Below are 11,218 nucleotides of genomic sequence, written 5' to 3'. Positions count from 1 at the left end.
AATTTGTAATATAACTGTAACCTACCTGTTACGTCCATGTTACTCTTTTTTTGTATATTATGAGTAACGAAGCACACAGGGAGATTAAACAATATGTTGAAAAAAATCATTGCAATCATGGCTATGACAATTATTCTAAGTTCATTGTTTACCACTATGGGTGATAAAGCGGAAGCGGCCTATTACCATACAAAAGCAATCTCAGTAGCAAAAGCAAATCTTGGTGTTCCATATAGATGGGGTGGATTAACACCTAATGGTTTCGACTGCTCTGGTTTGGTTAAGTATTCTTACGGTAAGGCTGGAAAAGTATTGCCACGGACGGCAGCTGATATGTACTACAAGCAAGGATATCGTGTTAGTTCTTTACAAACAGGAGACTTGATGTTCTTTGCACCGAATAAGGCAAGCAGACCTACTCACGTTGCGATTTACATTGGTGGCGGAAAAATGATTCAGGCTGCATCTTCAAAAGGAGTTTCAATCGCTTATACAAGCAACAGTTACTGGAAACCAAGATACATAGGAGCAAAGCGATTTTAATGAAAAGTTTAGCGTTTTCAATATTGTTATTGACCAAGAACATCGTTTAATGACGATGTTCTTTTTTATATATAATAAATTTTCTACTTGTCCTTGGTACTATTTATTAAAATAACCGCTTAAAGATGTAAAAACGAGTACATCTTTGGGAGTGGCTGCCATGTATATAGACGGCGTTTTTTCTGGAGGAGGAATAAAAGGGTTTGCACTTATTGGAGCCTGCGAAGAAATAGAAAGTAAAGGTTTGCGATTTGTCAGAGTGGCGGGAACGAGTGCAGGATCGATCGTTGCAGCATTAATTGCCGCTGGCTACACAAGTAAAGAAATCTTCCAATTGGTCGACGAGTTGGATCTCTCAAAAATAATGGATGCCCGCAAATCAATTATCCCTTTCCCTTTTGCAAAATGGCTGTATGTCTATTGGAAGCTAGGACTTTATAAAGGCAATGAACTTGAAAAATGGATTTGTAAGAAACTTGAAGCCAAAGGGTTAAGAACATTCGCTGATTTGCCCCCGAAGGCACTTCGAGTAATTGCATCAGACCTATCAAATGGGCAAATGATTGTTTTACCTGATGACTTACAAAGATACGGCATTTCACCTGGTTCATTTCCAATCGCAAAAGCGATTAGAATCAGCTGCAGTATCCCATATTTCTTTGAACCTGTTAAAATGCGTACAATGGATGGAATGAACATTTTAGTTGATGGCGGGGTCCTAAGCAATTTTCCTATGTGGCTTTTTGATAAGGAAAATGCACAAAAGGTAAGACCTGTCCTTGGTATTAAATTAAGTCCAAGTGAATATGAAACTGAAAAACATAAAATAAAAAATGCGATTCAACTATTTGGAGCCCTATTTGAGACGATGAAGGATGCACACGATTCTAGGTACATTTCTAAAAAACATGTAAAGAACATTATCTTTATACCGACCGAGGGTGTGTTATCAACAGAATTCCATTTAACAGAGGAGAAGAAACATGAGTTGTTCGATCTAGGAAAAGAGAGAGCAAAACAATTTTTGAAGACTTGGGGATATTAATACGGATTACACTAGGATAAAAAGAAAATCGAGCGCCTATAGAGACGCTCGATTTTTCTTTTTACCCTTTTTGCCGTCGATAACAGTTAAGTGAGCAGGAGATTTCTTTTTGTTCTTGTTGCTCTTCTTTAATGATGCTAGCGTCCCAAGAGAGGAGGTTTTTACAGTTGAGTCTCCACCCTTTTGCTGTAATCGTTTTTTTGATTTTTTGGCGGCTTTAAGAAATGCACGCTGCTCTTTTTTCTGAGGGTTTGATTTGGAAAACTTCCGTACTAGGAAATAAACGGCTAGAACAATCAATGCGATGACAGCTATTCTCTGAATGAAACCGGCCGGATTAGCTGTAAATGAACCAACAAGGCCAAGTAAAGCAAGAATGATAAGTCCCCCAACAACAACATTAACAAATGTCCGATTTTTCAAGAAAGCCACCTCCCTAAGAGCATCTTAAGCATTTTTTAATTCTTTTAAACACGATAAAACAAGAATTTAGACAATTTCTTCGCTTTTGACCGAGTACTCAGATTCCTTTTCTCTTCTTAATAATTCGTTAAAAGAAAGTATTGCCACTTCGACTTGATCATTTTGTGGTTCCTTCGTTGTTATTAGTTGCAGCCAAAGACCAGGATAACCTAGATACTTTAAAACTGGAATATCTCTAAGTTTATTAGTTAATTGAAGGATTTCAAAAGCAATACCCAAAACCACAGGAATTAAGAGGAGCCGGTCGACCACCCGTAACCAAAGCGGAGTTGAAGGTACCAGCATATAGACAAAAACACCAACAAAGACTGTAAACAGGATGAAACTACTGCCACAGCGGTAATGCAGACGGGAATGAGCCTGCACATTTTCAACGGTTAACTCAACCCCAGATTCAAAGGTATTGATTACTTTATGTTCGGCGCCATGATATTGAAACACCCTTTTTATCAATGGAGTAAGTGAAACAAAATAAATATAGGAAATTAATAAAATTAGTTTAAAAAAACCCTCCACTAACACTTGAGCAAAATGCGATGGAAAAATTGGTTTTGTCAAAACTGCAAGGAACACAGGGATCAGCGTAAAAGCAAATTTGCCAAATAAAAATGAAATAACACCAATTGCAGCAACACCAAGGTACATAGTCAATTTAGAGACTTCTTTTTCTTTTATAATTTCATCTTCTTTTGGATCCACATCAAATCTTTCCGTCGAGAAGTTTAAATGTTTCGATCCATTTGCACTCGACTCAATAATTGCGATTATCCCTCGCAGAAATGGGATTTTCTTTAGGATTGTAAAATAAGGATTTGCTTTACGAGGCAAATGAAAATATTCAACAGATTGATCCTTCCTGCGTACCGCAGTAACATAATGATGTTTTCCGCCAAACATAACACCTTCGACAACCGCTTGGCCGCCATAAACGGGTTTTTGAGAATTGGACATATACTTTACACCAACCTAATCTATAGTTGCACAACAGCTGAAAGATAAAATCTGTATGTACTTAATTCTATTCTACTAGAAAAACAAAAAAACCTCTAGGAATGACATAATATTTCCAATTAAAAAGTTTTTTTATATGAAAGGGATTGAATACCAAAGGACATAATAAGAAATGGAATTTATTATGGCCTTTTGTTGTCCCAATTAAAGGACAGCATATCAAGCATATATAACAGCAAAAAGGGCACTTCCCGAATAAACAGAAAGTAAACGGAGGTTGTTACAATGGCGATTGAGAAGAAACTAGGAAATTATCCTAAGCCCATGTCCTTTTCGGTAATGGTATTTTGGACGGGTTTATTTGGAGGTCTGTTTTGGGGATTGATGGGCTTCATAGCGTCCTACTTAAGTTTTACTGAAATTCGTCCCAATGTCATTCTAGAGCCATGGGCACTAGGGCATTGGAAATACGAATGGCTGGGGACCGTCATATCCATTATTTTAATTGGAATATGTTCCGTGGTAGCAGCATTTATTTACTATGCAGTGTTGAGAAAATTCACAGGGTTTTGGTTTGGACTTGGCTATGGAATTATATTGTTTTTGGTGGTGTTCTTTATTCTAAATCCACTCTTTCCAGGTATTGAACCATTTTTTGATTTAAAAAGAGATACGATCATTACATCCATTTGTATTTATATCGTATATGGAATCTTTATTGGATATTCCATAAATTATGAGTATCAAAATAATAACGAGCAAGAGAAAGAGGAGTCCTCCTAAGTTACGATTAGTCGGATGAAGTAGGTTGTGATAAAATATTTTTGTCCTCATATGGATTTGAAAAGGAGAGTGGAGAGCAATGGAAAAAATAGAAAAACTAAGATCTAATTTTTCAACACTTGGAATTGATGGAATTTTGATCACTAGCCCATATAATCGTCGCTATATTTCAAACTTTACTGGCTCTGCTGGTGTAGTTTTAATTAGTGCGGAAAAAACTTTGTTTCTTACGGATTTCCGCTATATTGAACAAGCGACTAAACAATGCCAAGGTTTCGAAATTATAAAAATAACCGGAACGATTCCTGAAGAAGTTGCACAACAAGTGAAGAACCTTGGAATTCAAAAGCTGGGATTTGAAGAGGATTTTCTAACATACTCCTCCTTTAAATTATATGATAATGAAGTTGACGCTGAACTTGTTCCGCTTTCTGGTGTAATCGAAAAGTTACGCTTGATAAAGACTGATGCAGAGATTAAGATATTAAAGGTAGCAGCTGATATTGCTGATGCTGCATTTAAACATATTTTAGACTTCATTGGTCCTGGAAAAACTGAGTTAGAAGTATCTAATGAGTTAGAGTTCTTTATGAGGAGAGCTGGTGCCACTTCCTCTTCATTTGATACAATCGTTGCTTCTGGTCATCGCTCAGCACTTCCACATGGTGTTGCTAGCGATAAGGTAATTGAAGCAGGGGACATTGTAACAATGGACTACGGCTGTTACTACAATGGATATGTTTCTGATATTACGCGGACTATTGCGATTGGAGAGCCAGACGCAAAGCTTAAAGAAATTTATGAAGTTGTACTTGAAGCCCAATTACTTGGAATGGCTGGATTCAAACCAGGTTTGACAGGGAAGCAAGCAGATGCAATAACACGAGACTACATAACAGAAAAAGGTTATGGTGAATACTTTGGTCATTCAACCGGGCACGGTATCGGACTTGAGATCCATGAAGGCCCTGGTCTATCGATGAAGTCTGATGTAATATTAGAACCTGGAATGGTAGTAACATGTGAGCCGGGTATCTATATCCCAGGTCTAGGCGGCGTTCGGATTGAAGATGATACATTGATTACAAAGGACCATAACGAAGCACTCACACATTCTACAAAAGAACTAATTATACTGTAATGATTTTTTAGGAGGATCTTAATATGATATCTGTAAATGATTTTAAAACAGGATTAACAATTGAAGTGGATGGCGGCTTATGGCGTGTCCTTGATTTTCAACACGTAAAGCCAGGTAAAGGAGCAGCCTTTGTTCGTTCCAAGCTTCGTAACCTTCGTAATGGAGCAATTCAAGAAAAAACATTCCGTGCAGGTGAGAAAGTAGAGAAAGCTCAAATCGATAACCGTAAAATGCAATATCTTTATGCAAGCGGTGATAATCATGTATTTATGGATATGGAATCTTACGAGCAGGTAGAACTTCCTGCTTCAAGCATAGAGTATGAATTAAAGTTTTTGAAAGAAAATATGGAAGTACAAATTATGATGTTTAATTATGAAACTCTTGGAGTTGAATTACCAAACAATGTAATTTTAGAGGTTGCTGAAACAGAACCGGGTATTAAGGGGGATACGTCTTCTGGCGGTACCAAGTCAGCTACCCTTGAAACAGGTCTTTCTGTTCAGGTTCCTTTCTTCATCAATCAAGGGGATAAGTTAATTATCAATACGACTGATGGATCATACGTGTCACGTGCATAATCAGATCAAAGCCTTAGTCCGAAAATTGTCGGATTAAGGCTTTTTTTTAACAATTTCTCCATAGTTTCTCCTAAGTTTCTGCACACTTTTTCAATATAGTTGGTGTGTAGAAAAAATAAAGGAGAAGATAAACATGAATATGACACATTATATGGGATTACTAGCAGACAATCAGCCTTGGAATTTATTAATATTTATGGCCGTTCCAGTAATTTGTGCTGAGATCCTTGCGATTTCGGAAATTGCCATATTATTTACAAGAAAATTAGACAGTGCCTTAAAAAAATTGAATAAAGTAACCGGCATATTTGCAGGCTTTTATTTTACTGGCATATTCATATATTTAATGAAAGTTGCTTATATCCCATTAACGGTAAACAGGGAGTGGAAAGGCTGGATTGATGTTGTAGCCGTTACATTCTATTTACTTGGAATTATCCCATTTCTTGGCATGGCCCTACTTGATTTAGGTCTTATTTATAGAAATAAAACAGAAGAAGAAAAGCTGAAAATTCATGCGATCTTTGTTAGTATTTTTCTAGTGGTTGCACACATTGCAATGATATTTGGAATGATTGATCCTGCGCTAGGAACAGGTGGCCATTCAGGACATGATATGAGTAATATGTAATTTGAACCACTGGAAGTCTATTTAAGATATTTCAGTGGTCTTTGCTTTTTTTACGACTTTACTTTAACTTTCGTAAAAACTTCACTAAATAGTAAGAATTAATTACTAATTGGCTAATTTCTTTTTGCTAAACTGAAGTAGTACAAAAAATAATAGGGAAGGGGTGCAACAGATCATGAAACGAATTACATCTCTCTTGTTCCTTGGGATTTTGTTTGCCATTGTGGCTGCTGGCTGCAGTTCCAAACTTAGTGATGAAAGCTGGAAACTTGATAAAAAACATGTGCCATTACCAGATTTTGTTCTGAATACATCTGAAAAAATTAATGAAACTTATGTTATGGCTGCAACTTATCCTGAAGTCGTAGCATCTGTTCCTTGCTATTGTGGATGTGTTGTCGAAGGACATAAGAGCAATCTAGATTGCTTTGTCAAACAAGTTGGTGAAGACAATGCAGTAACAGAATGGGATTCTCACGGAATATCTTGCGACACCTGCATTGATATTGCTCGAGATGCTGTTGAAATGCATCTTAGTGGAAAAAATACGAATAAAATATATCAATTAATCACAGAAAAATATAAAGATTTTGGGGAGCCAACCCCAACACCTGAACCTAAGTAAAGGGAAACCCATGAAGAAAATACTAATCGGATTTTACATTTTGATTATTATTGGAATTATTGTCTGTTTAAGTAATAGCCAAATTTTTGATAGCAAGAAATCAGAAGCAATTGCTGCTGGTGAAAAGATATATAACAAAAATTGTATATTTTGTCACGGCGAAAAAGGAAAAGGAGAAGGCTCAAAAACGGGGACGGCTTTAAATAGCCAGAATTTTTTAAGCTCCGTATCCGATAAAGACCTGTATAATTATGTGAAATATGGAAGAGAAGACACAGTCATGCCTGCTTACGGTCCTCGAATGTCAGATAAGGATTTAAAAAATCTTGTTGCTTTTATAAGAGACTGGCAGACAGAAGAAATCGAGTTTGATGTGCCAAAAACGATTTCAGGTAATCCTGAAAATGGAAAAGCGCAATATAATTTATATTGTTTAAATTGTCATGGTAAAGCAGGGACAGGTAAGGATAAAATGGGAACCGCTCTCGCTAATCGACAATACCTGAAATATACAACTGATAAGCAAATATGGATTGATGCAGCCTACGGTCGTGAAGAAACTAGGATGGGACCTTCATTAAAGGGGCATGAAGGCGCACGCCAGCTCAAGAAAAAGGATATTACCGATATTGTTACCTATATCCGATCTTTGGAGAAAAAATAAACTAAATACAGCATAAAAGACCTGAATCCATTACAAGAGGATACAGGTTTTTTTTGCCCATTTTTAATTTGTGAACATTTTGTGGTGGTTTTTTGTCGAAACCGCAACGATTTTTATCCTTTAACAAAATGTTCAAGAGTGAATCAACAAATAAGGGTTGATAAAGATTATATTTATTTCAAAGAGGACTATAGTGAAAAATAGTACTTTCTAGTGATAAGTTTTTTAAGTCAGGAGGATTAAGATGCTTAAAAATAAGTTGTTGGCATTATTCGTAATCGCATCATTTTTAACGAATTTCATCATCCCGAAGGCTAGTGCTGAAACAGCCTTTCAGGCAGAAAAATTTCCTTTTAAGGAAATGCAGATTCAGGTAATGCCAGAGTTTGATTATCCCGAAGGTTGGTCACGAGATATTCCATCTTTACTAGTGGGCCAGTACGGAACAATTACCAATAAAAGTGGTCAAGATTATGATGGGAAGATTGAGATTCCCGTTCCAGCAATGGAAAAAGGCTTTGAAGCCTTCTTGGTAGCAGAATTCCCAGAAAAAAATAAGCCTGAAGTACAGCGTCCCTATGATGTCGATAAAGAAAATGGGATCATTACTTGGAAACCAGCTAAAGCAATTAAGAATAACGAAACCTACGAATTTGTCATTGAGTACTATACAAAGTCAATTAACTTGAAGGACAACAAGATCTTTACATATGAACTTAAAAATAAAGCTGATATCGAGCTTTTAGATGTTATCTTTTATGCTCCAATGGATGCAAAGGAAATAAAAATTGAGCCAAAGGCAGCAAACAATTCGAAAAATGAATATGGAGAAGAGCTTTATTACTACCAATACAAAAATGTAAAGGCAGATGCTGGCTTGAAATACTCTTTCTCATATAAGAAAGATGGTACTGAATCAACAATGGAGGCGATTAACAAAAAGCAGCCACCAAATGATGAAAACCATAGTGGTGTAACTGCAACAGACCAAGTTGTGAAAAACGGAGGAACCACTAATTCATCAAAACGTCCAATTATCGGGCTGGGTGGTGCATCGATTATCGGTATTGCAATCATCATTGCCGGACTCTTTGTTTTCATTGGCTTAAAAGGAAATAAACAATCAGCATCTAAGATAGCCAGTCATAATAAAAAACAACCGAAGAAGACTTCTCCAACGGTTAAAAAAGACAACAAAACAGCGAATTCTGAAGAAAAGAAGGAACTGCGCAAAAAACTTTTAACTGGAAAGATAGACCAAGAAATGTACGAAGAAGAAATGAAGAAATTAATCTAATGAGGTGAGAAGAATGAAAAAAAATACGATTATTATGCTTGGTGGGTTTATTATTGCAGGAGCTATTGTATTCCTTCTGATGGCAGCAACTCCTGGTTCAAGTGGTGTTGAGTTAACGATGAAAGAGCTCTTGGCTACTCAAGATCAACATAAAGATGATTTTGTAACTGTAGAAGGATTACTTATTGAAGATTCAATTAAATGGAATCCAGACAAAATTGAGTTGAAGTTTGATGTTAAAGATAACGACGGAAATGTTATGCATGTTATACATAATGGTACCAAACCAGATAACTTTGCAGAAGGTGTCATTACTATTCTCCAAGGGGCACCGACCAAAAAGAATACATTTGTGGCAGAGACAGTTAAAACAAGATGTCCTTCTAAGTATGAAGGAAAAGATATCAAAAATTATAATCCAGAGACACATAAAGATAAATTAAATAAAACACCGAATGAAAAATAACAGGCTAACTTAAGAAGGTGACGAAATGTATTTATTTTCCAATGCTACGATTTATATAGGCTTAGCCATCGCAATTTATTCACTCCTCATTATCACGTTGGGGATCAGCACGAAAAATCAAAAGTTTATTAACAGTGGTAAAGGTGGATTGATTGCATTATTAGTATGTTCATCAGTTGCAATGCTTTCATTGTTCTACCTATTAGCAACCTCTCAATTTCAATATGAATATGTTCATGATTACACAAGCAGTGAACTGCCGATTATCTATAAACTTACCGCACTATGGGCGGGTAATGCAGGCTCGTTGTTATTGTGGACATTCTTCTTAACTCTTTATACTTGTATGATTGCTTTCTCACGGAAGTTAAAAGGAAACCCGATGATTCCATACATTTCGGCCATCTTACTTGCAAATGCGGTTTTCTTCTTCTTTATTTTAGGTTTTGTAGCTAAACCTTTCCTTCTATTAAATGAGATTCCAATAGAAGGAAAAGGATTAAATCCAATGCTTCAAAATCCAGGAATGATCATTCATCCTGTCACACTTTACCTTGGCTATGTAGGTCTTGCCATTCCATTTGCCTTTGCGATGGCGGCATTAATTTTGAAAAATGTCGATGATTTCTGGATTAAAATGACTAGACGTTGGACAATTATTGCCTGGTTATTTTTAAGCCTTGGAAATATCTTTGGCGGTCAATGGGCATATGTTGAACTTGGCTGGGGCGGTTACTGGGCATGGGATCCAGTTGAAAATGCTTCCTTTATGCCATGGTTAACAGCAACAGCCTTCTTACATTCCGTTATGATTCAAGAACGGAAAAACATGTTAAAAATTTGGAATATCAGCTTAATCATTGTCTCCTATGCACTTACCCTATTTGGTACATTCTTAGTGCGAAGCGGCGTACTGACCTCTGTTCATGCCTTTGCAAATTCAAACCTGGGATTATACTTCTTAATCTTCATGGGTGTGGCAGTCATCGGGGCACTATATGTGTTAATGAGCCGTTACAACCTGCTGAAACGCAGTGCAGGGGAATTTAATTCCTTTGTTTCCAAAGAGAGCAGCTTCTTAGTAAATAATTTATTACTAGTCGGAGCAGCCTTTGCCGTATTTTGGGGAACGATTTTCCCATTAGTATCAGAAGCAGTACGTGGTACAAAAGTAACGGTTGGTCTACCATTTTTTAATAAAGTGGAAGCACCAATTCTATTATCAATGATGTTTGTCATGGCAGTTTGTCCAATGCTTGCTTGGCAAAAATCTACCGTGAAAAATCTTAAGAAAAACTTCATGATTCCTGCTATCCTCGCTGTTCTTGGCATGATTTTGATGGTAGTGTTAGGAATTCAAAAAGCATGGGCAGTCATTGGTTATGGAGTAATCATTCTATTATTAATTACCCACTTCTTAGAGTTTTATAGAGGTGTAAAAGCTAGAAGAAAGATGACTAAAGAAACACCATTTGTGGCGCTGTACCGCTTGATGATTCGAAATCGCCGCAGGTATGGTGGATACATCGTTCACCTTGGTATTGCCTTCATCACGATGGGGATTATTGGTTCACAGAATTATGATTTACAAACAATGAAAACAGTCGATTTAGGGCAGTCAATTGAATTAATGGATTATCGTATCAACTACGACCGGCTTGATCAGAAGAAAGAAGGCATTAATGATATCGTCTATGCCGATGTAACCGTTTTTAGAAATGGTAAAAAGCTAGGCACGTATCAGCCAGAAAAGGTATTTTACGGAAACTGGGAACAGCCTTCTTCCGAAGTGGCGATTATATCTTCGCTTAAGGAAGACTTATACATCGTGTTAAGTGCCTGGGAAGATGATGGAAAAGCCACATTTGTTGTAAAAATTAATCCAATGATGAACTGGCTATGGATTGGTTCATTCATGATTGTTATTGGCGCTCTGTTCGCCGTTTGGAACGGAAAATATGGAAATGTCACTCCGAGATACACAGGAGTACGCAGAGAGGTGTCTTAA

At 36.8% G+C, this 11,218-nt stretch carries 13 protein-coding genes; 11 read left to right on the top strand and 2 right to left on the bottom strand.

The features are described from left to right. Window positions 1–93 precede the first annotated feature (93 nt). Together CCK98_RS24380 and CCK98_RS24375 are read left to right on the top strand one after the other, a co-directional pair. On the top strand, window positions 94–543 hold the full coding sequence (locus tag CCK98_RS24380; RefSeq protein WP_088088951.1) for a C40 family peptidase: 450 nt from the start codon (window positions 94–96) through the stop codon (window positions 541–543). 160 nt (window positions 544–703) lie between these two features. After that, window positions 704–1,588 (top strand): patatin-like phospholipase family protein, encoded by an 885-nt coding sequence (locus CCK98_RS24375; protein WP_088088950.1) that lies wholly within the window; start codon window positions 704–706, stop codon window positions 1,586–1,588. Between the two features lie 36 nt (window positions 1,589–1,624). On the opposite strand, the gene CCK98_RS24370 is transcribed toward CCK98_RS24375, so the two are convergent. Together CCK98_RS24370 and CCK98_RS24365 are read right to left on the bottom strand one after the other, a co-directional pair. After that, a complete protein-coding gene (locus tag CCK98_RS24370) occupies window positions 1,625–2,020 on the bottom strand; it encodes an SA1362 family protein (RefSeq protein ID WP_306298965.1) in 396 nt (131 codons plus the stop codon). A 57-nt stretch (window positions 2,021–2,077) separates the two neighbouring features. After that, window positions 2,078–3,022: a DUF1385 domain-containing protein gene (locus CCK98_RS24365; RefSeq protein WP_088088948.1), complete on the bottom strand. Its 945-nt coding sequence runs from the start codon at window positions 3,020–3,022 to the stop codon at window positions 2,078–2,080. A gap of 285 nt (window positions 3,023–3,307) precedes the next feature. Here CCK98_RS24365 and CCK98_RS24360 point away from each other — a divergent pair, with 285 nt between their 5' ends. The 9 genes from CCK98_RS24360 (at window position 3,308) to CCK98_RS24320 (ending at window position 11,218) form a co-directional block, all read left to right on the top strand. Then, window positions 3,308–3,805, top strand: coding sequence for a YqhR family membrane protein (locus tag CCK98_RS24360; RefSeq protein ID WP_088088947.1), 498 nt, complete (start codon window positions 3,308–3,310; stop codon window positions 3,803–3,805). A gap of 79 nt (window positions 3,806–3,884) precedes the next feature. Beyond that, on the top strand, window positions 3,885–4,946 hold the full coding sequence (locus CCK98_RS24355; RefSeq protein ID WP_088088946.1) for a Xaa-Pro peptidase family protein: 1,062 nt from the start codon (window positions 3,885–3,887) through the stop codon (window positions 4,944–4,946). A 23-nt stretch (window positions 4,947–4,969) separates the two neighbouring features. After that, window positions 4,970–5,527 carry an elongation factor P gene (gene efp, locus CCK98_RS24350; protein ID WP_088088945.1) on the top strand — a complete coding sequence of 186 codons (558 nt, stop codon included), beginning with the start codon at window positions 4,970–4,972 and terminating at the stop codon, window positions 5,525–5,527. Between the two features lie 133 nt (window positions 5,528–5,660). Continuing rightward, on the top strand, window positions 5,661–6,158 hold the full coding sequence (locus tag CCK98_RS24345) for a DUF6803 family protein (protein ID WP_088088944.1): 498 nt from the start codon (window positions 5,661–5,663) through the stop codon (window positions 6,156–6,158). Between the two features lie 175 nt (window positions 6,159–6,333). Further along, the gene (locus tag CCK98_RS24340) at window positions 6,334–6,783 is read left to right on the top strand and encodes a PCYCGC motif-containing (lipo)protein (protein ID WP_088088943.1); all 450 of its coding nucleotides are present in this window, start codon (window positions 6,334–6,336) and stop codon (window positions 6,781–6,783) included. Between the two features lie 10 nt (window positions 6,784–6,793). Continuing rightward, the gene (locus CCK98_RS24335) at window positions 6,794–7,447 is read left to right on the top strand and encodes a c-type cytochrome (RefSeq protein WP_088088942.1); all 654 of its coding nucleotides are present in this window, start codon (window positions 6,794–6,796) and stop codon (window positions 7,445–7,447) included. Between the two features lie 244 nt (window positions 7,448–7,691). Next, a complete protein-coding gene (locus tag CCK98_RS24330; protein WP_088088941.1) occupies window positions 7,692–8,744 on the top strand; it encodes a hypothetical protein in 1,053 nt (350 codons plus the stop codon). A gap of 13 nt (window positions 8,745–8,757) precedes the next feature. Next, window positions 8,758–9,210 (top strand): cytochrome c maturation protein CcmE, encoded by a 453-nt coding sequence (locus CCK98_RS24325; protein ID WP_088088940.1) that lies wholly within the window; start codon window positions 8,758–8,760, stop codon window positions 9,208–9,210. 25 nt (window positions 9,211–9,235) lie between these two features. Further along, window positions 9,236–11,218, top strand: coding sequence for a heme lyase CcmF/NrfE family subunit (locus CCK98_RS24320; RefSeq protein ID WP_088088939.1), 1,983 nt, complete (start codon window positions 9,236–9,238; stop codon window positions 11,216–11,218).

Origin of the sequence: Bacillus sp. OV166 (genome assembly GCF_900177675.1) — a bacterium.
Lineage (GTDB): Bacteria > Bacillota > Bacilli > Bacillales > Cytobacillaceae > Neobacillus.
The sequence above is the reverse complement of the archived record's forward strand: the minus strand, read 5'-3'. Positions and strand labels throughout refer to the sequence as shown.